The sequence below is a fragment of the Methyloligella halotolerans genome (assembly GCF_001708935.1).
Classification (GTDB): domain Bacteria; phylum Pseudomonadota; class Alphaproteobacteria; order Rhizobiales; family Methyloligellaceae; genus Methyloligella; species Methyloligella halotolerans.
The window spans coordinates 20204-45427 of the sequence record NZ_MASI01000006.1; the positions used below are offsets into that span (position 1 = coordinate 20204).

Consider the following 25224-nt stretch of genomic DNA (forward strand, 5'->3'; position numbering starts at 1 on the left):
TTCGAATCCGCGTTCCTGTTCAGAGGCTTAAGGGCATACGTTTGAAGGCACCGGAGGCTCCTTCAGGAATTTCTTAACCTCTTCTGTCAGGATAAATTTCCTCTCCTTACAGCCGCAAAATCGAAGGGAAGCACAGCCCTCCCGGCTCATGCGCAAACCAAGCGTGGACGTGAAGGAGGGAAGGATGCCAAAAACAAAAAAAGGAGCGCGGGGAAGCGCTCCCAAAAACCGCTATTGCATCGGGGCAAAGCTCTCCGAGCACAAATTCCTGCGATTGCTGCGGGGACTTTCAGAAAACATGCCGGTGCAGGCGTTAGCCCCGAGCACCCATGTCTCCGGCAAGACGATCCGCGCGACCTACCGGAGCTTACGCGCTGAGCTGGCGAGCGCAGTGCGCATCCAACCCGATCGCTTCGGCGCGACCGGGACGCTGCTCTTTCTCGATGAGACCTTGAGCGATCACGGCCGCGAGATCCTGCGCCGCGTCTATCGCAGCCGCGACTTTCGCCTTTACCGCAAGCGTCATGCACCGCGGCTCAAGGATGAGTTCGACGAGCGCAACCTGCTCATCAACAAGGCCGTGCGCATGTTCTGCGCGATCGCCTTGCCGCTGGCTGCGTCTACGGCCGATGCGTCAGGTGCGATGGAGGCGCTCCACCTGTTGGAGGCCATCGACTTCAACCTGCCCTCGCTGCGGCGGTTGGTCGAAGGGCGTGAGTCTGACCTGACGGACAATCGCTGCGCTACCGATTTTCTGCATGCCGCCATCAGCGTGCAGCGACATCACTTCCCGGAGCTTCGTCTCTATGAGGATTTTCGAAGGTACCTGCTGAAGAACCCGCTCGGCTCCGAGCCGCGTTGATGTGATCGCTCACCCACTCCTCGTTTCGGTTCATCGGCCGGGCCTTTTCTCACTTCCAACCCTCATCCCCAGCGCTCTATCGCGGACGCGCCGATCGGAGCTGTTCGCTCCTTCGTCAATGCCCTGCCCGCTCCGCACCCGTGTTGGGCATGACGACCCGGCTTGAAGCGCCGCGATCCTTTCCGCGCATGGGCTGGAAGTCCCGGCCCGGCAACGACGAACGAAAAGGAGTTCAAAATGAGCAAGCAATCACCCAAAACCCGGCCGAGCCACCGAATCAGCTTCGCCCGCATCATCGGCACCGATGAAAAAGGCAATGAGCGCCTCGGCTCCGCCCGCGAGATCGGCAGCGTCTGGCCCCGCAAGAACGGCGGCGGCAGCATCATCCGCCTCGACTTCGTTCCCATCGAGCTGACCCAGCATCAGGGCGTGCTGTTCCTGAGCGAAGTCGCGGACAAGTCCGGCGACGAGGAAGGGTTCGCATCATGATCCTCTCTCTCCTCACCAACCCTTCCATCAAGACAGGCTCGCCGTTCGCGGCGAGCCCCCGCCTCAGAGGAGGCCGCGCACCCTTCGAGTTCTATCCGACACCGCCCAGCGCCATCCGCGCCTTGCTGGCAGAAGAAGAGTTCGAGGGCAGCATCTGGGAACCGGCCTGCGGTGACGGCGCAATCGCGCGCGAGCTAATCGCGGAAGGTTACGACACCGTCGCCACCGATATCACCGATTGGGGCTACGGCGAGTCCGGTCATGACTTCCTGACAGCCGACAAGCCGCTCGCTCGCAACATCGTCACCAACCCGCCCTATGGGCGCGGCCTGGCCGACAAGTTCATCCGCAAAGCGCTGAGCTTTACCGAGCAGACCGGCGGGCGCGTTGCGATGCTGCTCAACATCGCCAGCCTCTGCCATCCGTCCCGGCATGAAAGCTACATGCGCAAACCGCCGAGCGTCATCTACGCGCTCGACGACTGCATCTGCTGGCCTTGCGGAGATCCGCAGCTCGCCACGAGGCACACCGCCATGCACCGCTATGTCTGGATGATCTGGGATCACGGCTTCACCGGCGAAACCGTCTTCCGCTGGCTCTCAACCGCACCGTTTGAAGACGGCGCATCCATCAACGCTCAGCAAGAAGGAGAAGAACAATGAGCACATCGACAAACAAAGCCATCGCGGCCCTGCTGGCCGAACTCGACCAGCGCATCGTCGCAGCAAGCGTCACGTTGCGGGCGGCGATGACCGCCAATGCCGAGCGCAAGCAGAACCAATGCATCGGCACGTTGCTGCCGCTGGAGCGCGATCTGGAAACAGCGCTCGCGCTCTACCGCGCCATCATTGCGATCCACCGCAATCCGGTGGGCCAGAGCGAGAGCGGGTAATGCCATCCGCCAGGCGAGGTTGTCGCTCATCTCGCGATCAGCCTCGCCCGCTCCGGATGCGCGATCTTGAAAGCAAGATCGATCACACGAAGACGTTCGACCACACGCGCTTGGGGACGTTGACGAGGAGGCTCTTCCGCAAACTTCACGAAATAGCCGAGCCAGCGATAGCTGCCGTCATCGCCGAAGACCTCCTCGATATCGGGAAGGCCGTGCTCGCTGCCATTAGGCCAAAGAATGCGCCCGTCATAGCCATAGATGACATCGGCGAGCCAATCCGTAATCGCACGGCGAGGTAAGCCGAGCGCGGCCGTCGCAATCGCGAGGCGTTGAAAATGCGCGGGCGAACGCAATTGAAAATCGCTCGCAACCGTAACGCTCTCCCCAGCGGGATCAACGCGCTCCGCATCGTGCGCGATATAAAGACCTGAAATCCCTTCGCCAAACTTGTCCATTCGCATCTCCTTCTCGCCGGACTTCGCGTGATCGGCTCGGGACGGAATCCGCCTTAAGCCGCTTCATGCGGTCCGAAGGGATGCGTTTTTCCAGGGAAGGCTCATAAAGGATGCCCGCTTCGCCAAGCCCAAACAATCCCCTTCCCGGCCCGACTACACAGAACGGGAAGAAGGCGTGGACGGGCCAAAGACGAAAGCATTGGGTTTGTGCGAAAATCGGCCCACTAGATTCCGCGCGCTTGAGGGGAGAGGTGCACCCGTGAACGAGCCACCAGCACGCAATCCCCTTCGCAAGCACGCGAAGCTGGATCTCGTGCAGACCGTGCAGGCTGTCGATCTCTTCGGCCAGGGTGTGGGCGTCAACACCGCAGCCAATGCGATCGGCACGACGCGCAAGACGATGCGCGGCCTCTATATCGATTTTCGGGACAGGCTATCCGATCCGGTCTTTGCACGCTGGCACCGCGCCAACGCGGCGTTGGTCCACGTCACCGGCGCGGAAGAGGTCGCGCTCATCAAGGGTGCAGTGCTCGACCTGCTCGCCGAGTGCCATGCCCAGAATACCTGCTATCGCAATTACCGCGCTGGACGGCGTGCCGATCCCATCTGTAGGGGTTGCCCCTTGTACGGCCAATTCGGATCGCGAGAACGAGATCAAGAAGCGGCAGCAGCCATCAATAGTCTTCGCAGCTTCTATCATGCACTGAATATCTACGCCGAGCCCGAGCGCGATCCGGTCTCGTTGCTTCGGGCTCGGCTCACTCACATGGTGACAATCGCAACCGTCCTGCAGAACAGCCGCAGGTTAGAGCGTGGACGCTGCGACCCGAAGGAAAAGACCTTCCTCTCCTTCGGCACCTTTCGCGCCATCCTCGTCGAGCACCTTCTCGACCATCCGAACTGAATGCGGGGGCATGCCGAATTTTGACAGCGGAATCCGACTTACGGTAAAATATACTCATAATAAGAATAAGGGTGTGAATGGGGGAACTACCTGAAACAACAATGGACTTGCAGGCCGCATTCTTCGCGGCCGTGCGCCGTCAAGACTTCGAGGATCTGCAAAATGAAATGGCCGGGCGCGAGACCGGCCGCCTGGCGCGATTCTTAAGCCCGGACGAACGCGAGCGGATTAAAGACGGCAAGAGCAAGAGCGAGCGTCAGGCCGAGGCTATGACGCGTCTGCAATGGATGCTTGCCAACGATCCCGAGTACGCCGCTCTCTACGAAGACACTTTCGCCAAACTACGCGAAGCCGAGCAAGCGGCGGAACGCGCGCTTGAAAGAGCCCGTCTTGCTCTGGCCAAGGCGGAGCAGGATTTGCAGACGACGCTCGATAGCGCCGCGCGCCTGCAGGACGGCACGCGTGTCTTCAAAGATCAGAACGGCCAAGTCCGCACCGAGCATGGCGGTAAGGTCAGCGACCTTGATGCCGCCAGCATCGATTGGCGCGGTGACGAACCGAGCTATGAGCAGCTATCAGCGCACAGAGAGCGTGTCGCAGGCCTTAATCAATCGATTGGTCACGTGCAGGAGATCCAAGTGAATTCGCTTGGTCGGATTCGTGATCGCATGAGCGACGAGGATAATCCGACCACATCCGATGAGCTGGAAAGCTTCCTGCCCGAACTGGACGATGCGATGGCCGACATCCTCAAGGTAGAGACTGCAATATCCGAAGAGGCAACCGCAGCCCCGTTGGCTGTGACGCCAGACATCGCTATTCCTGGTCCAGGTACTTGAACCGTCCGCACGCCTTCTGGAGCACTGCCACGATCACGCCCGTGGGATGGTGATCGGGAAACTCGCTCATCGCATCAATCACCTCCTTATACTCATTCTTCATCGCAGCCACCGCCCATTTATCGATGCATTGGGCCTGGGGCTTCTTATTCTGCGCCGCGATTACGCCAGCCATTAAAGCTGAGGAGGTGATGTAGGCCATCTGCGCATTCTTTGGATATTCCAGGAAGCGCTCGCCGGTGAAGCCTTCTCCCTGCTCGGCAGACGCGGCCCCCGTCAAACTGCATACGATGGCACCCACACTTGCGAGGTGAAGTATATTTCTGCTCAACATAAATGAACGTTTATGTCGAGTGAGGATATCGTGGAGTTATTGTTATGTGAATACTATATTAGGGACCAATTTACGCCCGATTTCTGTTTTAGGCTAATTGTTCATTCCGAAATTCAAGGTCCGACAAAAGGGTTCGGTTTTGGCGAGGCATCGTCATGACGGAGAAGCCCTGGTCCCCGCTGGATATTCCCGGCAGGCGCATCGGATATGCCCGCGTCTCCACGCCGGATCAGAAGCTGCGGATGCAGCTCGATGCGCTCAAATATGCCAGGTGCGAGAGGATTTTCCGCGATCACGGCGTGTCCGGCGGCAAGGCCAGCCGCCCCGGCCTCGACCGCGCTTTGGCGGTGCTCCAGCCCGGCGATGGGCTGGTGGTCCTCAAGCTGGACAGGCTCGGCCGCTCGGTCAGCCATTTGGCGAGCCTGCTCACCCGCTTTCATGATCGCGAGATCCATTTCTGCTCGCTGACCGAAGGTATCAACACGACGACGCCGGGCGGCAAACTGGTCTTTCACATCATCGCCGCGGTCGCCGAGTTCCAGCGCGACATCATTCGCGAGAACACCTGCCAGGGCATCGAAGCCGCCCGCCGCCGCGGGAAGCAGATCGGTCGCCCCCATGCGCTCGATCTTGAGGCCATCCTCGCGACCCATCGCGACATCCTAGAGAATGGCACCCCTATCCACATTGCCGCTCAGAGGCTGAAAGTCAGCCACGCAACGTTGGGGCGAGCGTTTAAGCGAATAGGATTGATTGGTATGCGTGATGCCTGCAGCTAGTTTTTTTATTGCGCTTGTTTTGCGAGTATCGTTTTTAATATGCAACCCAATCCACCGGTGGCCACGATCTTGCGATGAGGGAGAGATGCCAAGACCATTGAATGAACAAGTGATGAATTTTACAGGAGTTTTGACTGCCATCGTGATATTCACGGTCCTGGCATTTGTTCTTTCCTTTATATTGGAATGGATTCTCCCGGATTTCTATGCCGCGTGGGTGGAGGTACTCGGGCCTTTAGCGGGGTTTATTTCGGTTTTATGGTTTTGGAGAAATCTGCGTGTATTGAGATTCTCTATTACATTCCGGGTGAGGAGCGACCTTTTAGGATTGGCAGCATTCTTTAGTGCATTTTGTTTTATTGTTATACATTCTCTAGGTATATCTGGCGCAATATTCTATCAAACGCCATATTTTTCAGGTGTTAGCTGGATAATGTGGCTCTTGATCTCATCCGTAGCCGCCCTTCTCTTCTGGTACTTGATGGTGGCTTCTACACGGGGATATTGGAGTGCGCCGGGTGATTGGACGCGCCATTAAATTGGCTCTTGTCGACTTTCGAGTTCCGCTGTTAATAGAATCTCCTTCACGCGCTCCTCGCATCCATCATTATGTCCATCGCCCCAAATCCGTGCATATACTTCAAATAATATTTTTAAACGTACCATTATATTTCTCTTATCCTTTTTGTTGCTGATCTCCCTAATGCGACACCCGACTCCACTATAGGAGAATTCAGTTACGCGCTGGCTGACAATGTATTGTTCTAATAGGCACCACATAATTGAGCAGGCTTTTGCTGCACTGAATTTTTGAATGCTCAACGGGGCTTGGTGACGCTATAGGAGCAGCCATTCCTGCCGACAAGACCGCGGCGCCGAACGATAGCGATAATATATAATTCTTCATGCGTGCTAATTAATCAATTAATTAAGTACCCCACTAATATTATATGAAGCGTTGTTAGTCAACAAATAATACTTGAATTATCGGAGTTTTTTTCCAGCCACCGCACTTATATACGGAAATTTGAACCCATTTTGAGTCTTTGTTCTTATAGTAACCCTGGACGCTCTCCCGATTTGTGTCGTTCTTATTGATGTTCTTTGGAAGAAACAGTGCTCTCCTAAAATATATTCTATCTTCTTTCGGATATTCCGGCCCGGTGAACGGCGTTTGATCATTCAACGTCCTGATAAAAGAGGAAAAATCTGGGTCGTAGCCTTTATTGTTACAGGGGGTCCATAGCGCAGCCAATCTCTCAGAATCATTCGCATTGATAGCATCGACGACATCGGACAGGAGATTGGAGCGCTCAAGCATGTCCGTAAACTGGCTATATAGGTAAAGGCCAGCCATCCCCGCGAAGATGATTCCTATCGCGGCGGCTGTCCAATTAGCCCCGTCACCATCGCTTTGTCTCCTACGACGCCTTGCCATTAAACAGCCCCGCAAAGGGATGCCACCATCGCTGTAGTCTACATGCAGATCGGGACATTTGATCAAGTAAAGATCGAAAGCTGATCTCTTTAAAGAATATCCCTCCGGTTGAACAAACAAACACCCGCTGATCGCTAAAGCCACGGCGCTTTTGTAACAACTAAACCATTTTTGATGATGGCAAGATGTGTGCTGTATTACAGCACCATCTCGTCTCGGACGGGCTTCGCCGCCTCGGCAAGGGGGTCGCTGCGCACCCCCGTTGCATCCCCCGCGCTCTGCCGCATCGACGGCATCGAACCATCGCTGCACCAACGAAGCGTCCGGTCGTTTCATCCCCGCTCAGGAATCTTCCATCTCCCCGAGACCCCAGGGCCGACCCTCCGCGGATTGGATGCCGCCAGCGTCTTGTCCGCTGAACCACGCGCGGGAGAAGTCGACTCTCCCTGCACCCATTGATCAGGAATCCTATCGCGGCCCTGAACCCACTCGCTGGGCTTGGAAACTCGCCTCTCTACCTACACTGGATAATGCACGGTGGCCCGACCATCGCTTAGGCATATCGGTGAAAGGCCGCCCGCACGTCACGGGAAGGTTATGGCCAGGTCTGACGAGCATCCAAACCTCACCCGATGGTTGCAATTGCTGCTGGCTTTGATCCAAATGCGACCTCTATCGCAGGCTCGCTCTCTGGTGATTGATCGGAAGCCATGACCGAATGTAGGTATCAATTGCTATCCCCCGTGGCAGCGGGCGAGAGCGACGACTTGCTGGCGGAGAAATCATCCCAAGACGGCTTAAGGCGAATACAAGCTCTTCTTGCGGATTGGTTGCGCATGGAGAATGTCGTCGTTCTTACCGCTGCGGGCACGTCTGTCAGTTCAGCCGGTCGCCTAATGGCCGGTCCAAGATCGAATAATCTGGAATGCCTCGTTCTGGACGCTGTTGAGAAGGCGGTACCCCTTTCGGCGAATGCGAAGGCTGTCATCAATCATCGGAAGTCTCGCTGGCCTGCAGAGAAAGAGAAGGGGCCGGTCGGATTTGAGGCCTGGTTAAGCTATGTGTTTAACACCGCTGGCCTAACAGCATCGGACGATTCCCCGATCGTATCCGTGGCCTGGAAGGGCAATAATCCGGCTGAAGAAGGCTCTCTCTCGCTTGATGCTAAGGAGCTCACCGAATTACAGGGCTACATCGAGAAAGCCATTTTCGCGGAGTGCGCCCTGCAGATTGATCGGAGCGAGTTCTCTGGAACGGATGCGACGCATTCCTCGGGTCATATTCCTTTTCTGGCGAAGCTGATCGCGCGCGAGGCGAACCTCGGACGCACTCATTTATTCACGCTCAACTACGACACGTTGTTTGAGCAAGCCATCGAAGAACTAGGGATCCAGTACTTCGACGGCTTTTCCGGCAAGGCCAATTCCCGCTTTGACCCGGCAGTGTACGGCTCGATGTCTACTATCCAGGAGATGTCGCCGAAGGGCGGGTGCGACGCTTCGATAAGTTCCTTCAGCTCTATAAACTTCACGGGTCGCTCCACTGGTATGTCGACCAGGACGGAACCTACCGAGCCCGTCATCAGGATCTCACCTTCGCTCTTAAATACCGCGGGATGACGCCTGATCAGAAGGCTAGGACTCTAGCTTCTGACGAGTTCAAGAAGATTGGGTCGTACGGCATTCTGCCTACCGCACAGAAGCTCACACAAACACTGGATATGCCGTACGGGCACCTGTTTCGGCTGTTCCATGCACGACTGAATCAGCCACAAACCTTTTTGCTGGTCCTCGGATATGGCTTTGGCGACGATCATGTGACGCGAATAATCGAAACGGCCCTGATGAATCCGTCGTTGGTTATGCTCGTTGTAGAGCCGAACCCGCAGAGCGCCATCGTCGAGCGCGTTCGCCGCTACCAGAGCCTCGGGCAGCGCGCTTTTGTGCTGACTGAAAGATTGGCTGAGGGGGAAGATTGCTCGTTTAAGGTCGCGACATTCGCCGACTTCGCGCAGAAGGTCATGCCCGACGTCAAATGGCTGGCAGACTACAAACGCCTGCGCTCCTTCGAGGAACAAATCAGACGGGTTGAGAACAACGCGGATAGTGAGTCGGACGCAGAGTGATGGATGAACCGCGCGTCATTGGCCATGTCGTTTCTGTCAACGGTTTCCGACTGAAGGTCGAGTTATCATCTACCTCTCGATCCTCCTCGCGTGCGACGCCGGACGGCGTCCAACGGGCTGTAGCAATCAACTCCTTTTTGACTTTCGACCTAGGGGCAGGGTCTCACGCCCTTGGTCTTCTCAGTGATCTTGAAGCGCGAGAAACCTTTGATCCAATGCGCGATGAAGAGCTGTCGCTAGAACTCGTGAAGCCCCGGCGAATTGCCTCTGTTCAGTTGCTAGGAACTGTAAGGCAGTCAGGGACGGAGACTTGGGATTTCGATCCTGGCATCACTGTACTTCCAACTCTTGACACTCCGGCCGAAGTGGCCGCTCCCGACGTTCTGGCCGCAATCTTTGCGCATCCGCCCGAACGCAATAAGCCCCGCGAGTGGGAGGAAGGCCCGCACGACTTTCCTCTGGAGATCGGCCACCAGACGGGGGACGAGAACGCCAAAGTGAAGGCGTCCTTCAACGACCTCTTTTCGCGCCCACTTGCCATCGTTGGAAACACCGGATCAGGAAAATCCTATACCGTCGCGAGCCTTATCCGCAGCGTTCTTGAGCATGACACCCTCGCCAAAGTCGATAAGCCCGAGCCTCATATTTTCATTCTCGACATCAACGGAGAATATGGGAGCGCCTTCCTCGAAAGCGATCAGTCGTTCCATGCCCGTGAACCAAACAGGATCTATCTGAATGGAGAAGAATTCTGTCTGCCCGCGTGGCTGATGAATGGGGAAGAGATCTGTGAATGGCTCCAGGCCTCGGAAGCAACACAAGAGCCGGTTTTAAAAGACTGGTGGTCGATCGCAAAATCGGACCCTAGCGGGGGTGGCGCCTACGATCCCCTGCAGGTAGCGATTGGGAAAGTCGATGCGGCCCTCGGCTGGCTAGATGGCAATACCCCCGCCACCAATTTCGACCTCGCCATAACTCATGCGGAGCAGTACGCAACCGACGTTGATTGGGCAGTTTTCCGAGCGCTACCTACCTGGACGCCAAACACTAGAGACCAATGGCGGAAGATATCGAATGAAAAGGAAGTTAGAGATCGCCTCACAGAGATACGCCGGGAGTTGGTGGAGGAAATTTCTGCGCGCCAGAATGATGGCGTCAACTTCGCAAAGACCGCTGACGCTCCCCGCTACGTGCGCAAGACCGAATTCCGCGATCCTCGCTTAGTGGATAGAGCTACCGACCAGGAGAGCAACAAGAAAATTGATCAGTATCTTGTGACATTGAAGCTCCGGTTGCGCACCAGACTCGATGATAGGAGGTGGCAGCCATTCTTCAGCTATGAAGAGCAGGGCGTCTACAGCTATGCCGACTGGATGAAGAAACTAGGAATAAGTGATAAGCGCGGTTTGCGCGTCTCGATCCTGGACCTCTCGATGTTGGCCTCTGAGATCTTACCGTTTGCATGTGCGCTGATTGGAAGACTGCTGCTGGAAACGCGGGAGATGCTACTCCCCGATGTGCGCAATCGGTATCCGTGGGTCTTGGTGCTCGAGGAAGCCCACAACTATGCAAGACCGCCTGCACACGTTGAGGACCGAGGACAGGCATTATCCCGACGGGCGTTCGAACGGGTCGCCAAGGAAGGTCGAAAGTTTGGCCTGTCTCTGATGGTTGCTAGCCAACGGCCAAGTGAAATTAGTCAGACAATCATCAGCCAATGCGCCAACTTCTTTTCTCACCGCCTGCAAAATCCTGACGACATTGATCATTTCCGCCGGATCATTCCCAGACAGGCTCAACGTCTGCTCGACCAGGTCACTGTGCTTGCAGCCGGTGAGGCTATCGTATTCGGCAGCGCGGTCCACGTTCCTGCTCGGGTTCAGATAAAGATGCCGACAAAGGAACCGTGGAGCGCGACTGCTGCACCCTTCGCGGACTGGGGGCGCGCTGACACCTTCCCTCTCGGGACCGTCATCGACAATTGGGGTTTGACAGAACCAAAAGATCCGGAACAGGACGGCAAAGCAAAACGTGCCGCGGCCGCTCTTCCACCTGCTGAAGCCGATCCGGCAGATGAGCCGGACGATGAAATCCCATTCTAGTGTGCTCTAATTTGATGGCGAGAAACGGTCCCGCCTGCGTCTGGACTACGTGGTTGCGCCTTGATCCAGTTTCGCGTGGGGACAAAGTAAATGTCTAAACGGACAATCACTGTATTCTATGCATGGCAGAGCGACCGAGATCAAAAGGAACACCGGCACTTCATCCGACGAGCCCTCGATGATGCGGCAAAGCGCATAAACGGGGATGACGCTCTTGGCGTTGAGATCAAAATCGACGCCGATACCGAAGGAGTTCCTGGCACTCCAGCAGTTACTGAAACGATCCTCAGAAAGATTCGTCTGGCAGACATTTTCGTGCCGGATCTTACATTCGTCGCAAAAACGGATGCGGGAAAGCTCGTCCCCAATTCCAATGTCATGGCCGAGTATGGCTACGCGCTTCACGCACTGACGACCGAAGCGATGATGCCCGTACTGAACACCCACTATGGACCGCCGAATGAGTTGCCTTTCGACCTAGGACATCTCCGGTATCCCACTCAGTATGAATTGCCTCCCGGCAGTGCGGACGGAGTGCGGCGGGCGGCGCGGACGAAGCTCTCTGAAAAACTAGAAGCCATTTTGCGACTGATGGCTCAGCAAGTTCTAGCCAAAGCGCGAACAGACAATCTCTTTGAATCGGCGACACCGGCCAGGCCGCCAGCGTTTTTCTTTCACCCAAATGATGTGCTGGTGAATTTTGGGTATCCCGGCGAGCAGGAACTGCGCTTCAAGAGGGACCGGGCCATCTTTCTGCGACTGTATCCAACATACTCTGATCAACCTCGCCTTGGGTTGACCCGAGCAATAGAAGCCGTTCCCAGGTTGATGCCCATGCAGCGTGTGATCAATCCGCTCAGCAATCAAAACAACTGGGGAGCTATCAGTCTTCAACCCCATGGCGAGGGCATCACGAGCTTTACGCAAATCTTTGAGACGGGCGAACTTTGGGGGGTGAGCGAGGAACCCTTCCGAAATGGAGACCGCTCGGGTCTAGTGGCACTTGCGGTCGAAAAGGCCTTGTCAGCGACTTTGGAGAATTACCGTCTGGTCTATGAGAATGATCTCAAAATTCGCCCGCCCTTCACTGTCGAGTTCGGAGCTGTTGGTTTGAAGGGTCAATATCTTCTCGTTCCCAGCGCCGAATTCAGATCCGGAGAATATGCGGGACCGATCCTAAAGGAGGGGCTTACCAAGACATTTCAGCTAGAAAGCTTCGACCCGGCCGAATGGAATTCCGCCCTGAGAGATTTTCTTATCGATCTCTACGACCTGGCAGCGCGAGATAGGTCAAAGATTCTGACTGATGCAATTGTTGCCGCGCATGCTCTGCCTCCAAAGTAGCCTTAGGATCTCGCCAAGCGATAGTCGCTTTGTCTCCCAGGGATTTGGTCGCGTACGTTTATAAGCAACCATGTTTTTGCTCAAAGGCCCACCAAGAACCACGGCCGGTGGTTCTGGCCTACCCGCTCTTTAGCTTGCATCATGCCGCTGTCAGGCGGCTTGCGGCGTCAACCCGCTTCTCTTCGCTTCGGGGTATGACACCCTGCCGCCCGCACCGGCCTTCATGCTTCGCGACGGGCAGGCTCCGAGAACCACATACGTGGTTGGTGAGGATGTGGACGAGACCCGGAAAATTGATTTTCCCGACATTCCCCCTTCGCGCTCAGGCGCGGCCGGTATCCTATTTCCATAACCGCAATTGTGCGGCGAGTTGGAGCGGCACCGCTTCCCGCCCCGACGGAGAAAGGAAACAACACCGGCCATGGCGCTCGATGCCGAGAAGTACCTGCCGTATTTTGATGACTTCGATCTTTCCGAAGATCAGAAGCGGGCGACTATTGAGGCGCTTTGGATCGTCGCCGAGACATTCGCCGATCTTGCATTCGGTTTGCACCCCTCGCAGCAACTCATTGCCGCCAACGATAATGATTCCTTTAGTGAATCCAATGTGTTACAATATTTCAAGGAAGCTGCCGCCGATCCTGTTCTTGATGGATACGAGGATTTTCTGCGGAAACTAGAGGGGCCGAAAGACAAAAAAGAATAAGAAAGAGGTGCGATAATGAGCATTCCACCCAATACGAAAAGTGCGGTTGTTTACTGCCGCGTCTCCAGCCTTCGGCAGCTTAAGGAAGGCCACGGACTGGTCTCGCAAGAGACGCGCTGCCGCGAATTTGCGCGCCACCGTGGCTATGAGATTGCGGAGGTGTTCCGGGATGAAGGCGTCTCCGGCGGCATGATCGACCGGCCCGGCATGCTGGCCATGCTGAGCTTCCTCCGCAGTAAGAAGAGCGGCGGCACGCATGTTGTCATCATCGACGACATCAGCCGTCTGGCGCGCGGTCTCCAAGCTCATATCGAATTGCGCGCTGCCATCGGCCAGGCTGGAGGCAAGCTGGAGAGCCCCTCCATTGAGTTCGGCGAGGACTCCGACAGCATGCTTGTCGAGAACCTGTTGGCCTCCGTCTCGCAGCATCAGCGCCAGAAGAACGCCGAACAGGTCGTCAACCGCATGCGGGCGCGCTTCATGAACGGCTATTATGTCTTCAGCGCCCCGGCCGGGTACAAATACGAGCGCGTCGCCGGGCACGGCAAGATGCTTGTCCCAGACGAACCCAAAGCCTCAATCATCCGCGACGTTCTGGAAGGTTTTGCTTGTGGGCGCTTCGCCAGCCAGATCGAGATCAAGCGCCACCTCGACAGCTTCCCGCAATTCACCATGCGATGCAGCGAAAAGGTGCATCTCCAGCGCGTGAAGGACATCCTGGAGCGGCCGGTCTATGCCGGGTACATCGACGCCCCGAAATGGGGGATAGGCCTCACCAAGGGGCGGCACGAGCCGCTGATCAGCTTCGAGACCTATGGGCGCATTCAGGAGCGACTGAACGGTCGCACCAAAGGCGGCATACGCAAGGACACGAGCGAGGAGTTTCCACTGCGTGGCATCGTCTGCTGCGCTGCGTGCAGTAATCCCATGACCGCCGCCTGGTCCAAGGGCCGGAATGCCCGTTACGCCTATTACTTCTGCCATACGAAAAGCTGCGATCAGTTCCGCAAGTCGGTCCGCAAGGAAAAGATCGAAGGCGACTTCGACGAGCTTCTAGACACGCTGAGGCCGTCAGAAGCCATCATGACCACCCTGCGCCTCATGGTCGAACAGGCATGGGAGCAGCGAATCAAAGGACAGGCGGAGGGCCTTGCGGCGCTTAAGGCTGACCGCACTCTTATCGAGCGCAAGCTGGGGCAGATCATGGAGCGGCTGGTCGAAGCCGACAGTCCCGCCCTAGTCAGCGCCTACGAAGATCAAATCCGCAAGCTGCAGGCGCAGAAAGTCTCATTGGAGGAGAAACTGGTCCGGGCCGAGACGCCCGAAGTACACGTCCACACGGGATATCGAACCGCCCTCTCCTTCGTCGCAAACCCGCGGAAACTATGGGATTCAGAGCACCTCGTAGAGCGCAGAATGGTCCCCAAACTCCTGTTTGGTGACGAGATGCTCTACAGCCGAAATGAGGGTTATCGAACCGGCGGAATCGCTTATCCCTTCAGGCTTTTGAGCCAACTGAGTGCCGGTAAGTATGGTTTGGTGGGCCCGGGAGGACTCGAACCTCCAACCAGACGGTTATGAGCCGTCGGCTCTAACCAATTGAGCTACGGGCCCCTGCCCCACGAGGACTCCTCATTTCGGGTCTTCGTGGCGGGCCTTCGGGTCATAGCAGAGTTCGAATTATTCGCGAATATTTTCCGCGTGCCAAACTTCCGTCCAGGCGATTGGGCTATGGGGGGGCATTGCATGCCCGCCCTGTGCGGAGCGACCCAAGGAGGATTTCCATGATGCCGATTCATACTCATTCCACGCGCGCACAGTTCGGAGCGCATGTTCGGACGTCCATAGGTGCGTTCACGGCCGCGGCCCTCGTGCTCGGCTGCTTGGCGGCCGCGCCGGCCATGGCGGACGAGAAGGCTCAGCCGCGCACGATCAGCATCACCGCAGAGGGCACGGTGGAGTCCACGCCGGATCTCGTCGAGATCACTGCCGGCGTGATCAGCGAAGGCAAGAGGGCCAAGGAGGCGCTGGCCGAGAACACGGAGCGGATGACGAAAGTCGTCGCGGCGATGAAAGAGAACGGGGTCGACCCGAAAGATCTCCAGACCAGCACCTTCAGCGTGCAGCCCGTCTATCAGACCGATCACAAGCCGGAAGAAGGACGCACCAGCCGCACTTTGGTCGGCTACGAAGTGGTGAACCAGGTACATCTGACGGTGCGCGAGGTGGGCAAGCTCGGCACGATCCTGGACAAGCTGGTGAGCCTCGGCGCCAACAAGATCGACGATATCAGCTTCGGCCTCGACGACCCGGCGCAGCAGGAGAACGAGGCCCGCAAGAACGCCATGAAGGCGGCCATCGCCAAGGCGAAGCTCTACGCGAGGGCCGCCGGCGCCAGGCTCGGCAAGGTCATCACCATCTCGGAGAACGACTATTCGCCCATGCCGAAGCGGAGCACCATGCGCATGGAGGCGGCGATGTCCGCACCGGCTCCCATCGAGGGCGGCACGACGACGACCTCGATCCAGCTCAACGTCACGTGGGAGCTGAAGTAGCGCGCCAGCGCTTCTTTCTGGACGTTTTGTAAGACTCCGCCCCTTTGGCTTCATGCTAAGCCGGGGGCGGATGGGATTGATTTCAGACGGGGAATTCCGATGCGGCTTGTTCTGATCGTGCTGGCGATACTCATCGCCGGCGGCGCTGGCTATTATTATTGGGAGAGCCAGTCACAGAACGGGTTCGAGGTGCAGACCGCGCCGGCGAAGCGCGGCGACATCCGCCGGGCCGTGTCCACGACCGGCACGGTGACGCCGCTGGTGACGGTGAATATCGGCTCCCAGCTCTCGGGCAATATCGGCGTCATCAATGTCGATTACAGCGATAAGGTGAAGGCCGGCGACGTGCTGGCCCGGATCGAGCCTTCGACCTTCGAAACCAAGGTGAAGGAGGAGCGGGCCGCGGTTGCCATCGCCAAGGCCAATGCCGCCCTGCAAGGCGCCGAGGTCGACAAGGCCGAGGCAAATCTCATCAAGGCCAATCTGGACCTCGACCGGGCGAAGAAGCTGGTGCAGCGCGGGGCGAGCTCCCAGGCCGCACTCGACGAGGCGGTCGCCGCCCAGGCCGGAGCGGAAGCGCTCGCCATCGCCAAGGCCAATGTCGAGAACGCGCGGGCGACGGTCGATCAGAAGGAGGCGACGCTTGAGAACGCCGAGGTCGATCTCGCGCGGACCTATATCCGTTCGCCAATCGATGGCGTGGTGATCGAGAAAGCCGTAGAGGTGGGCCAGACCGTAGCGGCGAGCTTCACCGCGCCGGAACTGTTCGTCATCGCCCAGGATCTTTCCCAGGTGCAGATTGAGGCGGAGGTGGACGAGGCCGATATCGGGCAGGTGAAAGCCAGCGACCGGGTGAGCTTCACCGTGGACGCCTACCCGTTCGAGAGCTTCGAGGGCAAGGTGGACCAGATCAGGCTTGCGCCGACCGATCTGGAGAACGTGGTCACCTATACGGTCATCATCACGGCCGCCAACCGCGACGGCAAGCTGCTGCCCGGCATGACGGCCAATGTTTCCATCGTCACGGGCGAGCACGACGACGTGGTTACCGTGCCGAGCCAGGCGTTGCGGTTCGAGCCGCGGGGCGCCGCCGAAGCCCTGGTGCAGCCGGACGACGACGGGGCAGAAGAAGCCGGACGCGGCAACAGCGAGCAAGCCAAGGTAATCCGGCAGCTCAACGAATATCTCGATCTCGACGAGGAGCGTATCGCGCGGATTCGCGACGCTCTGGAAGCGGAGTTCGAGCGAAGCGCCGATGAGCAGCCCGGACTCGGCGTGCCGTCCCGCGGCGACGAGAAGGAGCGTAACCGCCTCCGTCGGAATAATGTGCTGCGCACGCAGCTTTCGGCCGAGGAGTTCCGTCAGTTCGAGATGGGGCAGCGGCAAGCCCAGGGCCGGCGCGGCACGGTCTGGCTCTATCGCAACGGCAAGCTCGTCCCCGTGGAGGTCCGCCTCGGCCTCGCCGACGCTACGGATACGGAAGTTCAGGAGGGGCTCGACGCCGGCACCGAGGTCGTGATCCGAGTGCGCGAGAAGAGCGAATGAGCGACGTCGCACCGCCAAAGCGGACGAAGCGGCGGGTCGCGCAACTGGATGCGGCCGATACCGCCGCTCGCCCCGAGACCGCCACCGCTCAGATCGTGGCCCGCGATCTCTGCAAGACATATGTGATGGGCGGCAGCGCGGTGCACGCCTTGCAGGACGTGAACCTCGAGATCGCCGCCGGGGAGTATGTCGCCGTTACGGGACAGTCGGGCTCCGGAAAGTCGACCTTCATGAATCTCATCGGCGCCCTGGATCAGCCGACCAGCGGGACGCTCACCGTGGACGGAGCCGATCTGGGCAAGCTCAGCACCAACGCGCTCGCCCAGTACCGCAACGAGAAGATCGGCTTCGTCTTCCAGACCTTCAACCTGCTGCCGCGCACCTCGGCGCTCGACAACGTCGCCTTGCCCCTGCTCTACGCGCAGGATACAGGCGATGCGAAGGCGCGGGCGCGGGTCAGCCTGGAGCGCGTCGGGCTGGCGGAACGCGCCGCGCACGAGCCCTCGGCGCTCTCCGGCGGCCAGCAGCAGCGCGTGGCGATCGCCCGCGCGCTCGTGAACGCGCCGAAGATCCTGCTCGCCGACGAGCCGACCGGCGCGCTCGATTCCAAGACCACGGAAGAGATCATCGCCCTCTTCGAAGATCTCAACGAGAGCGGCATCACGGTCATCATCGTCACCCACGAGCTCGACATCGCGGCGCGGGCGAAGCGGCAGATCACCTTTCAGGACGGGCGCGTGGTGGAGGACCGATCATGAGCCTGTTCGCCTCGCTGAAGGTCGCACTCATTGCGCTGCGCGCCAACGCCCTGCGCAGCTTCCTCGCCATGCTCGGGGTCATCATCGGCGTGGCGTCGGTGATCGTGATGATCTCCATCGCCACGGGCGCTTCCCAAGCCATCGAGGAACGCATCCAGTCGCTTGGCACCAACGTGCTGATCGTCTTCCCCGGCTCCACACGGAGTGGCGGACGGCGGGGCGGCGCAGGCACGGCGCTCGCCCTTTCGGAGCGTAATGCGGATGCGATCCGGCGCGGCGTTCCGGGCGTCTCCGGCGTCGCCGCTATGTTGAACGGCTCGGCCAGCGTGGTGGCCGGGGCTAAGAACTGGACCACCAATATCCAGGGCGTGAACCAGGATTACGTGTCGGTCCGCAACTGGCCGCTGTTGGCGGGGCGGAACTTCACCCCGGCCGACGAGCAGTCCGCCGCCAAGGTGACCATCCTCGGCCAGACTCTGGCGAAGGAGCTGTTCGGCACGACCGACGCGGTCGGCGAGCGCATCCGCATCAAGAACGTGCCCTTCACGGTGATCGGCGTGCTGACCGAGAAGGGACAGTCTGGCTTCGGCCGGGACCAGGACGATATCGCCCTGATGCCGCTTTCGACGGCGCGGCGCCGGGTGGTCGGCGGGGACGAGACCGTCCCGGACAATGTCGAGATGATCATGGTGCAGTTTCAGGGCGCCGAGGACATGGAGTACGGCCAGGAGGATCTGGAACGGCTGCTGCGCCAGACCCGGCGGGTGCAGCCCGGCGAGGCTGACGATTTCCGCATCATCGACATGGCCGAGTTTATCCGCACCCGCAGCGAGATGCAGGCGATCCTGAGCGTGCTGCTGGGGGCGACGGCCGCGATCTCCCTGGTGGTGGGCGGCATCGGAATCATGAACATCATGCTGGTGTCCGTGACCGAGCGGACCCGGGAGATCGGCTTGCGCATGGCGGTCGGCGCGCGGCGCCGGGACATCCTGGTGCAGTTCCTGATCGAAGCGGTGACGCTCTGCGTGACGGGCGGGCTGATCGGGCTCACCATTGGGGCGGCGGGCGCGCTTGCGCTGTCGGTCTGGGGGCAGTTCCCGGTCGCGATCTCGCCGAGCCTGGCGGTGATCGCGCTGCTGTCGGCCGGGTTCGTCGGCGTGTTCTTCGGCTACTACCCGGCGCGGAACGCCTCGCGGCTCAATCCGATCGACGCGCTGCGGTATGAGTGACCGGAGCGCCTAGCTGACGCCGGCGATCTTGTTGGCGTCGTCGAACAGCACCACGGTGGGCTTGTAGTTGCGGGCCTCTTCGGCCGGGATCTGGCAATAGGCGACGACGATGATCTTGTCGTCCTTCTGCACCAGACGCGCGCCGGCGCCGTTCACGCAGAAGCGCCCGAGCCGCGCGGCGCCTCGATGGCATAGGTGGTGAAGCGCGCGCCGTTGTTGATGTTGAGCACGTCCACCTGCTCGTGGGGTAGGATCCCGGCGGCATCCAGGTAATCCCGGTCAATGCCGATGGAGCCTTCGTAATTGAGATCGGACTCCGTCACGCTCGCCCGGTGGAGCTTGGCCTTCAACATCGTCAGAAACACGCGAGAGTCCTCAACGCCAGATCCGCATCATAAGGCTTGCGCCTCCGGCCTGGGATGTAAGGCAGAAGCTGGCCCCATGCAATGCGGCGGGATCGATCCGCGCCCCTAGCGGGAGCAGCCGATGCTTTCCTCGATGGCCTCAACCTTGGCGCGGGTCGGGCAGACATTCTCGCAAGGGATGCCGTCATTGTCGCCGTCGGCCCTGGGATGGACGCCGGCGCACCAGGCGCGGACCGCCTGCTCGCAGCTGGAGAACTCTTTGCACGTCACCGCCTCGGCGCTCGTGGCCCCGAGCATCGCCAGCAGGCAAAGCAAAACGCAGATACGCAAATCGGCTGTCCCTCGAAAATGGAGAGACAGCGACCACAACCTCAGGCTGTTTTCAATCCCGGGATACGCGCGGCGTGCGGCGCTCTAGTGATCGTCGTCCTTGCCCCGGTCGCTCGGCACGACGCCTTCGGAATTCTTCGGCATGCGCTCGCCGTGCAGCTTGGGCGGGCTATCCTTGTCGGGGAGCTCGCGCTTCTCGGTCTTGCGGTAGCTCTGATCGTCGCGGTTGTTCTGGTCGTCCCAGTCCTGCACCAGGGTCTTGATCGCCGCCTCCGTGGACGGCTGATCGGTCGAGGGGCGCAAGGGCGGCGTCTCGGTCGCATCGGGCATGTCGCCGGTGCCGGCCTCGGCCGTGCCTTGGGTGCGGTTGGCAAGGATCTCCTTCGCTTCCCGATCGCCCACCGGCCGGCCGGTGCCGCCGGGGATGTCCTGGCTGGCGCCACGGGGCGCGGCGCCGCTATCGGGCACGTTCGGCGGCTCGCCGCCCTCTTTGCGGATCTTGAACTCCTCAGGCGTGCCGTAGGAGATCTCCTTGCCCTTCAGCCAGTCGCCAACCTTGGTCTTCATCGCCGGTTCCTCCAGTCTCGCATCGGTCTTCTGAGCGCCGCGCGAAGATGCGCGTCACATTTCGGCTTTGAAATTGCCGTCTGGGGAGGGTAACGCGCCGGCGGCGAAGCCGTTCAGCGCAGGTTCATGGTTCACGAGAGACCATTAACGCTGTCGGCAGATGGTGCCGAAATGCAACGGGGATCGAGACAAATCGACAGGCCAGGCAAGCAAACCGAAACGAATTGCCTATATGGTCGTTACGATCTTCTCCCCGCGTATCAAGTGGTTGGCTTCACATGGTTTATTCGAATTTTCGGCTCGCGCTGAACAAGATCTTCAATCCCGTTTCGCTGCTCGTGCTGGGCGTGGCGCTCGCGCTGACGCTGGCGATCTCCGGACAGGCGAACGCGAGCGTCAACATCACGATCGACAAGACGACCCAGAAAATGGACGTCTACAAGGACGGGCAGCCGCTCTACCGCTGGGACGTGTCCACCGGCATCCCCGGCCACGACACGCCCTCGGGCAGCTACACGCCCTTCCGCATGGAGGCGGAGCACTATTCCAAGGAATGGGACGATGCGCCCATGCCCTACTCCATCTTCTTCACCCAGCGCGGCCACGCGATCCACGGCACGATGGATGCCCGCTATATGGGCCAGGCCGCCAGCCATGGCTGCGTGCGTCTGCTGCCGAAGCACGCCGCGGTGCTCTACGACCTGGTGAAGGCAGAGGGCATGCAGAACACCCATGTCAGCGTCGTCGGCCAGGTGGGCGCAGGCCGTCCGGCCCTGACCGATAACAGCCAGGACCGCCGGCGGTTCTACGACAACGCCAACGACCGCCGCTATGCCGGCCCCGGCTACTATCAGGAATACGAATCCCGCGGGTTGTTCAACAACCGCCGGGAGCGCCGCGGTCTGTTCCGCCGGTAGTTTCTCCCGCACTCAGTTCCGAGACGAAAACGGGCCTCTTCGGAGGCCCGTTTTTTTTGTGTTTCACCTCTCCCCGCGGGGGAAGGGTCGAGGACGCCGCGGCCTGCCGCACGGCCGGCGCCCTTCTCTGCCGTCATGCCCACGCCCGTTGAAAGAACAACCACAGGGGTTATGGATCCCCGGCACAAGTGTGTGGCCGGCTCCGCAAGGCGGAGCCCGGTTGGCCGGGGATGACTCAGAATGTGGAGCACCCGCGCCCACGCAAATTCCCTCGCTTTTCCCTGACAATGAGCGCATGGAAAATCCGGCGGTGCACGGCGGAGGATCCGCCCGCCCCGGCTGGGCGCTTGCCCCGAAGAGGCGCGACGACACCGCCCCGCTCTGACGTGAGACCACGCCCCCCACCCGTGCCGGCTTCGTCCGGCCGAATTTGACAGGATGACCGCCATGGCCAAAGGCCAGCAGAGAAGCAATCGCGAGAAGAAGAAGCCGAAGCAGGAGAAGGCCAAGACGAGCCAGGCCCCCATCCCCTCCACCATCGAAACCCGCGGCAAGGTGGTGACCGGCACGAAGAAGAAGTAGGCGGGCTCGCCTTTCTCCTGTTCTTCCCCTCACCCCGACCCTCTCCCCCGAGGGGAGAGGGAGCAGGCTGCGGTTTGCGGCACGGCCCGGCGCCCGTCCCAACCTCCGCCGTCATGCCCGGACTTGATCCGGGCATCCAGGGACGGCGAGCTCCGAACAAGCGGCCCCGGATCACCGGATCAGGCCCGGTGATGGCGAGGGAGTGTGGAACACCCACGCGCCGACCCTCGTCCGGCTATCGGCGAACGATGCCCCAAAGCGGAAGCGCCCGCGCGTCGCGCAGCTTAGATGCGTTGCCCTGGTGGTGACGTATCGGACCCCTGAGGCGGGTTCGTTACACCCGCTCACGTTCGGCTCTCGCCGCTTTCGCGCGCGTCTCACCTCAGGCGCCGCCACTCCCCTCCCGCGAACAGGTGAGGTCCTAGGTCACGCATCCCTCATGAGGAAAGGTGAGGCGCGTTTAGGGGCGGATTGTCGGAAACAAGGTTTAGAAGTCTTCATCGTCTTCATCCTCCCAAAACCCAATATCATCTGCTTCATAATCAAACGCAAAATCTTCAATAGCGTAGGCGGGCTCATCATCTTCATTCATATCGAAAACACTTGGCCTCGCATCCCAACGCAGCAAACTTCTCTGTTCTTCAAATATCTTCGACTGCGCGCTCCCAACTTCATTAATTTCCCATGCGTCCATGAGGTCGAGATGCCGAAGTTCAAGCGCAAGCGGCCAAAACTCGTTTCGGCTGTGGCTGCCTTCCAGGCGCCCCAGAAGCTTGTCGGAAATCTCCTTGTCGGAAACCAAATCATGACGACTCATGTGCAACAGTAAACCAAGAATCACAGGGCTATTATTCTTTACTATCAGATCACTAATCTTCTTAGTAATTTTAACTTCCAACTCTTTCGCGAGCCATAGAGACCATGCAACTTCCGAATCGCGACTTAAAGAGGCTGACTGATACGAAACAGAACGGATTACGTCCCGCCAAAGTCTGCGGTCCAAGTTGTCGCCTCTCCGAAACCTCCACGCGATCACACGGGCAACGTAGTCGAACGAGTGTGGAAACTGGATAGCGCAATGCGCCAAGAAATGCTCTAGAACGTCCCAATTCTCAGTCCAGCTTTTCAGACGATCAATTAGCCTAATAGCGTGCTTTATTATCCCGTCGTCGTTATTGTTGAGAGAGATCTCGATTATTTGCCCGAATGTAGCAACTAAATCTGAAGACGACGAATTCCCAACGAGTGCCTTCTTCATCGCCCTCTCAACGTCCAGCATCCCAGGATCGGCCAGTATCCTATTAAATTCTATAATTCTAGTCTTTGATTCATTTATATCAACATTATAATACCGAAGAGCAGTGCGAAGTTTTGCTAGTTTATCCTCGCACTCTTCGAAACTTCTTCCTCCAATCCAGTAATCATCTACGTGTCGAACGTATTTCGATCCGGGCGATAAGGAGAGAAATAACTTATCTACCGCAGATAGAATTATCTCTCCGATTACCCGAGATGTGTCAGGTCCGACAGCCATTCCTAATGTCTGCTGCCCCTGTGATTGACGCAGTATATAATCAAGACGATTCCCATATACATCAGAAGAATTCGCCCCTCTATCCGCTTTTGACGCTTCGTAACCATTTATCGCCCACGGTATGCTGTGGGTATAAACTGACGGGTAGAATCTAGATACATCCGTAACTACACAGTATCTAAACCTTGAAAAAGCTGACAATCGTATCTTTGGAAGTTCAGAGTGTGGAGTAATATGTATCGATCTAGATCCTGATGAACTGAACTCCGGCTTTGAATGCGATCCCGTTGATTCTCTAAGAATGTTATTTATACTTTCCCAATGCTTTTCGATGAAAAAAGCTTGGTCATGAATAAATATAGGATGCGGTATTCCAAATAATCTTCTTGTTCCACCTCTCTTACTTGCATCGTAAGGAGCATGGTGTCCGACACACTTACTTGTCACGAGGTATCTACCTGCCTCACTATAGGATTGCGCGATATCTTTTGACTGAAAGATCGGCGGCATATTCTCAGGCAAAAGCCCTCGCTCCAAAAAACTTGAAACCGACGGTCTCGACATATTTCCTCCGGGTGCTTCAGAACATCGTTTTGATTACGCCCTAAGCGTGTAGCGCTCGATTTCCCCACAACTGTATCGCGGAACCGATTTCGAAAGCCACATTCCCTCAATCTTTCGGTGCTAGGGTCCCGCCCGATATGCGTGTGTGATCTGAGGGATCTAGCGAAATGCGTGGATGGATTGGTTCGGCGGGCGCGCTCGCCAAATGTGGGCTTGCCGTGGGGGCGCTCGCCCTCGGCCTGGCGGGTTTCGGCAGCGTGGCTGAGGCCGCCCAGTGCGGCACCTCTGCGGCCGGGTTCGACACCTGGAAGCGGCAGTTTGCGGCCGAGGCGCAGCAGCGCGGCATCGGCTCGCGGGGCATCCAGGCCCTGATGGGCACCCAATACGCCTATGGGACGATCAAGGCGGATCGGGGCCAGCACTCCTTCAAGCTGTCTCTCGACCAGTTCATGGCCAAGCGCGGGGCCGCGACCATCGCCGCCCAGGGGCGCTCCAAGAAGGCCCAGAACGCCCAGCTTTTCGCGGCCATCGAACAGCGCTACGGCGTGCCGGCCGGGCCGCTGATCGCGATCTGGGGCATGGAGACGGCGTTCGGCAATTACATGGGCAACCAGAACACGCTCTCGGCGGTGGCGACGCTCGCCTATGACTGCCGGCGACCGGAGTTCTTCCAGCCCCATCTGATGGCGGCTTTGCAGCTGGTGGACCGGGGTTCGCTCACCGCCTCCCAGCGCGGCGCCATGCATGGCGAGGTCGGGCATACCCAGTTCCTGCCGGCCAACATCATCCGCTACGGGGTGGACGGCAACGGCGACGGTCGCGTGGATTTGAACGACCGGGCCGATGCGCTCGCCTCGACGGCGAACTTCCTGCGCGGACACGGCTGGCGGCCGGGCGCGGGCTATCAGCCGGGGCAGCCGAACTATGCGGCGATCCAGGGCTGGAACGCGGCCTCCGTCTATCAGCAGACCATCGCCATCGTCGGCCGGCAGATCGACGGCGGTTAGGC

At 58.8% G+C, this 25224-nt stretch carries 27 protein-coding genes, 1 tRNA gene and 2 pseudogenes; 21 read left to right on the forward strand and 9 right to left on the reverse strand.

Annotated elements, in window-relative coordinates; all coding sequences use genetic code 11:
* Positions 1 to 163: 163 nt before the first annotated feature.
* The 4 genes from A7A08_RS11135 to A7A08_RS11150 all read left to right on the forward strand — a co-directional run bounded on the left by A7A08_RS11135 (position 164) and on the right by A7A08_RS11150 (position 2243).
* Complete coding sequence (locus tag A7A08_RS11135; protein ID WP_141693962.1) at positions 164 to 862, forward strand: hypothetical protein; 699 nt, start codon at positions 164 to 166, stop codon at positions 860 to 862.
* A gap of 237 nt (positions 863 to 1099) precedes the next feature.
* Entirely contained in the window at positions 1100 to 1351 is a 252-nt protein-coding gene (locus tag A7A08_RS11140; RefSeq protein ID WP_069095566.1) for a hypothetical protein, read from the forward strand.
* A complete protein-coding gene (locus A7A08_RS11145) occupies positions 1348 to 2013 on the forward strand; it encodes a TRM11 family methyltransferase (protein ID WP_069095567.1) in 666 nt (221 codons plus the stop codon). The genes A7A08_RS11140 and A7A08_RS11145 overlap by 4 nt, the downstream gene beginning before the upstream one ends.
* The gene (locus A7A08_RS11150; RefSeq protein ID WP_069095568.1) at positions 2010 to 2243 is read left to right on the forward strand and encodes a hypothetical protein; all 234 of its coding nucleotides are present in this window, start codon (positions 2010 to 2012) and stop codon (positions 2241 to 2243) included. The genes A7A08_RS11145 and A7A08_RS11150 overlap by 4 nt, the downstream gene beginning before the upstream one ends.
* A 26-nt stretch (positions 2244 to 2269) precedes the next feature.
* Here the strand turns inward: A7A08_RS11150 and A7A08_RS11155 are convergent, their stop codons facing one another.
* Complete coding sequence (locus A7A08_RS11155; protein WP_083226695.1) at positions 2270 to 2698, reverse strand: hypothetical protein; 429 nt, start codon at positions 2696 to 2698, stop codon at positions 2270 to 2272.
* A 259-nt stretch (positions 2699 to 2957) separates the two neighbouring features.
* Here A7A08_RS11155 and A7A08_RS11160 point away from each other — a divergent pair, with 259 nt between their 5' ends.
* Complete coding sequence (locus A7A08_RS11160) at positions 2958 to 3602, forward strand: hypothetical protein (protein ID WP_069095569.1); 645 nt, start codon at positions 2958 to 2960, stop codon at positions 3600 to 3602.
* A 77-nt stretch (positions 3603 to 3679) separates the two neighbouring features.
* Positions 3680 to 4441, forward strand: a complete 762-nt coding sequence (locus tag A7A08_RS11165; protein ID WP_141693963.1) for a hypothetical protein — start codon at positions 3680 to 3682, stop codon at positions 4439 to 4441.
* Here the strand turns inward: A7A08_RS11165 and A7A08_RS11170 are convergent.
* Positions 4419 to 4742 (reverse strand): hypothetical protein, encoded by a 324-nt coding sequence (locus tag A7A08_RS11170; protein WP_141693964.1) that lies wholly within the window; start codon positions 4740 to 4742, stop codon positions 4419 to 4421. The genes A7A08_RS11165 and A7A08_RS11170 overlap by 23 nt on opposite strands.
* A gap of 188 nt (positions 4743 to 4930) precedes the next feature.
* Here A7A08_RS11170 and A7A08_RS11175 point away from each other — a divergent pair, with 188 nt between their 5' ends.
* Positions 4931 to 5554, forward strand: a complete 624-nt coding sequence (locus A7A08_RS11175; protein WP_069095572.1) for a recombinase family protein — start codon at positions 4931 to 4933, stop codon at positions 5552 to 5554.
* 961 nt (positions 5555 to 6515) lie between these two features.
* On the opposite strand, the gene A7A08_RS16015 is transcribed toward A7A08_RS11175, so the two are convergent.
* Positions 6516 to 7328, reverse strand: coding sequence for a hypothetical protein (locus A7A08_RS16015; RefSeq protein WP_141693965.1), 813 nt, complete (start codon positions 7326 to 7328; stop codon positions 6516 to 6518).
* 500 nt (positions 7329 to 7828) lie between these two features.
* Here A7A08_RS16015 and A7A08_RS17405 point away from each other — a divergent pair, with 500 nt between their 5' ends.
* From A7A08_RS17405 to A7A08_RS17630, 6 genes and pseudogenes are all read left to right on the forward strand, one after another.
* The gene (locus tag A7A08_RS17405) at positions 7829 to 8611 is read left to right on the forward strand and encodes a hypothetical protein (protein ID WP_342586666.1); all 783 of its coding nucleotides are present in this window, start codon (positions 7829 to 7831) and stop codon (positions 8609 to 8611) included.
* Complete coding sequence (locus A7A08_RS16915; RefSeq protein WP_342586667.1) at positions 8608 to 9117, forward strand: hypothetical protein; 510 nt, start codon at positions 8608 to 8610, stop codon at positions 9115 to 9117. The genes A7A08_RS17405 and A7A08_RS16915 overlap by 4 nt, the downstream gene beginning before the upstream one ends.
* The gene (locus tag A7A08_RS11185; protein WP_083226696.1) at positions 9117 to 11219 is read left to right on the forward strand and encodes an ATP-binding protein; all 2103 of its coding nucleotides are present in this window, start codon (positions 9117 to 9119) and stop codon (positions 11217 to 11219) included. Before A7A08_RS16915 ends, A7A08_RS11185 begins: the two co-directional genes overlap by 1 nt.
* Before the next feature lie 90 nt (positions 11220 to 11309).
* On the forward strand, positions 11310 to 12563 hold the full coding sequence (locus tag A7A08_RS11190; RefSeq protein WP_069095574.1) for a hypothetical protein: 1254 nt from the start codon (positions 11310 to 11312) through the stop codon (positions 12561 to 12563).
* A gap of 421 nt (positions 12564 to 12984) precedes the next feature.
* Complete coding sequence (locus A7A08_RS11195) at positions 12985 to 13269, forward strand: hypothetical protein (protein ID WP_069095575.1); 285 nt, start codon at positions 12985 to 12987, stop codon at positions 13267 to 13269.
* A gap of 15 nt (positions 13270 to 13284) precedes the next feature.
* Positions 13285 to 13698, forward strand: a pseudogene (locus A7A08_RS17630) (recombinase family protein); the annotation flags it as partial.
* Between the two features lie 147 nt (positions 13699 to 13845).
* Here A7A08_RS17630 and A7A08_RS16565 read toward each other — a convergent pair.
* Positions 13846 to 14253 carry a hypothetical protein gene (locus tag A7A08_RS16565; RefSeq protein WP_069095577.1) on the reverse strand — a complete coding sequence of 136 codons (408 nt, stop codon included), beginning with the start codon at positions 14251 to 14253 and terminating at the stop codon, positions 13846 to 13848.
* On the opposite strand from A7A08_RS16565, the gene A7A08_RS17635 reads away from it, so the two are divergent.
* The gene (locus tag A7A08_RS17635) at positions 14197 to 14850 is read left to right on the forward strand and encodes a hypothetical protein (protein WP_425349021.1); all 654 of its coding nucleotides are present in this window, start codon (positions 14197 to 14199) and stop codon (positions 14848 to 14850) included. The genes A7A08_RS16565 and A7A08_RS17635 overlap by 57 nt on opposite strands.
* Here A7A08_RS17635 and A7A08_RS11210 read toward each other — a convergent pair.
* A tRNA-Ile gene (locus tag A7A08_RS11210) sits at positions 14807 to 14883 on the reverse strand. The two genes, A7A08_RS17635 and A7A08_RS11210, sit on opposite strands and share 44 nt — an antisense overlap.
* 170 nt (positions 14884 to 15053) lie before the next feature.
* Between A7A08_RS11210 and A7A08_RS11215 the strand changes: the two genes are divergently transcribed.
* The 4 genes from A7A08_RS11215 to A7A08_RS11230 all read left to right on the forward strand — a co-directional run bounded on the left by A7A08_RS11215 (position 15054) and on the right by A7A08_RS11230 (position 19356).
* The gene (locus A7A08_RS11215; RefSeq protein ID WP_083226697.1) at positions 15054 to 15824 is read left to right on the forward strand and encodes an SIMPL domain-containing protein; all 771 of its coding nucleotides are present in this window, start codon (positions 15054 to 15056) and stop codon (positions 15822 to 15824) included.
* Positions 15825 to 15923: 99 nt separating this feature from the next.
* Positions 15924 to 17369 (forward strand): efflux RND transporter periplasmic adaptor subunit, encoded by a 1446-nt coding sequence (locus A7A08_RS11220; RefSeq protein WP_069095578.1) that lies wholly within the window; start codon positions 15924 to 15926, stop codon positions 17367 to 17369.
* Entirely contained in the window at positions 17366 to 18127 is a 762-nt protein-coding gene (locus A7A08_RS11225; RefSeq protein ID WP_083226698.1) for an ABC transporter ATP-binding protein, read from the forward strand. The genes A7A08_RS11220 and A7A08_RS11225 overlap by 4 nt, the downstream gene beginning before the upstream one ends.
* Positions 18124 to 19356, forward strand: a complete 1233-nt coding sequence (locus A7A08_RS11230) for an ABC transporter permease (RefSeq protein WP_069095579.1) — start codon at positions 18124 to 18126, stop codon at positions 19354 to 19356. The genes A7A08_RS11225 and A7A08_RS11230 overlap by 4 nt, the downstream gene beginning before the upstream one ends.
* Before the next feature lie 9 nt (positions 19357 to 19365).
* Here the strand turns inward: A7A08_RS11230 and panD are convergent.
* From panD to A7A08_RS11245, 3 genes and pseudogenes are all read right to left on the reverse strand, one after another.
* Positions 19366 to 19709: pseudogene (panD, locus tag A7A08_RS17640) on the reverse strand (aspartate 1-decarboxylase).
* Between the two features lie 117 nt (positions 19710 to 19826).
* A complete protein-coding gene (locus tag A7A08_RS11240; protein ID WP_245290905.1) occupies positions 19827 to 20051 on the reverse strand; it encodes an excalibur calcium-binding domain-containing protein in 225 nt (74 codons plus the stop codon).
* Between the two features lie 84 nt (positions 20052 to 20135).
* Complete coding sequence (locus A7A08_RS11245; RefSeq protein ID WP_069095580.1) at positions 20136 to 20618, reverse strand: hypothetical protein; 483 nt, start codon at positions 20616 to 20618, stop codon at positions 20136 to 20138.
* Between the two features lie 278 nt (positions 20619 to 20896).
* Between A7A08_RS11245 and A7A08_RS11250 the strand changes: the two genes are divergently transcribed.
* Together A7A08_RS11250 and A7A08_RS17170 are read left to right on the forward strand one after the other, a co-directional pair.
* The gene (locus A7A08_RS11250; RefSeq protein ID WP_069095581.1) at positions 20897 to 21535 is read left to right on the forward strand and encodes a L,D-transpeptidase; all 639 of its coding nucleotides are present in this window, start codon (positions 20897 to 20899) and stop codon (positions 21533 to 21535) included.
* 447 nt (positions 21536 to 21982) lie between these two features.
* Positions 21983 to 22117: a hypothetical protein gene (locus tag A7A08_RS17170; RefSeq protein WP_280948777.1), complete on the forward strand. Its 135-nt coding sequence runs from the start codon at positions 21983 to 21985 to the stop codon at positions 22115 to 22117.
* Between the two features lie 487 nt (positions 22118 to 22604).
* On the opposite strand, the gene A7A08_RS16020 is transcribed toward A7A08_RS17170, so the two are convergent.
* Complete coding sequence (locus tag A7A08_RS16020) at positions 22605 to 24173, reverse strand: RNA-directed DNA polymerase (protein ID WP_141693966.1); 1569 nt, start codon at positions 24171 to 24173, stop codon at positions 22605 to 22607.
* 209 nt (positions 24174 to 24382) lie between these two features.
* On the opposite strand from A7A08_RS16020, the gene A7A08_RS11260 reads away from it, so the two are divergent.
* Entirely contained in the window at positions 24383 to 25222 is an 840-nt protein-coding gene (locus tag A7A08_RS11260; RefSeq protein ID WP_069095583.1) for a lytic murein transglycosylase, read from the forward strand.
* Positions 25223 to 25224 lie beyond the last annotated feature (2 nt).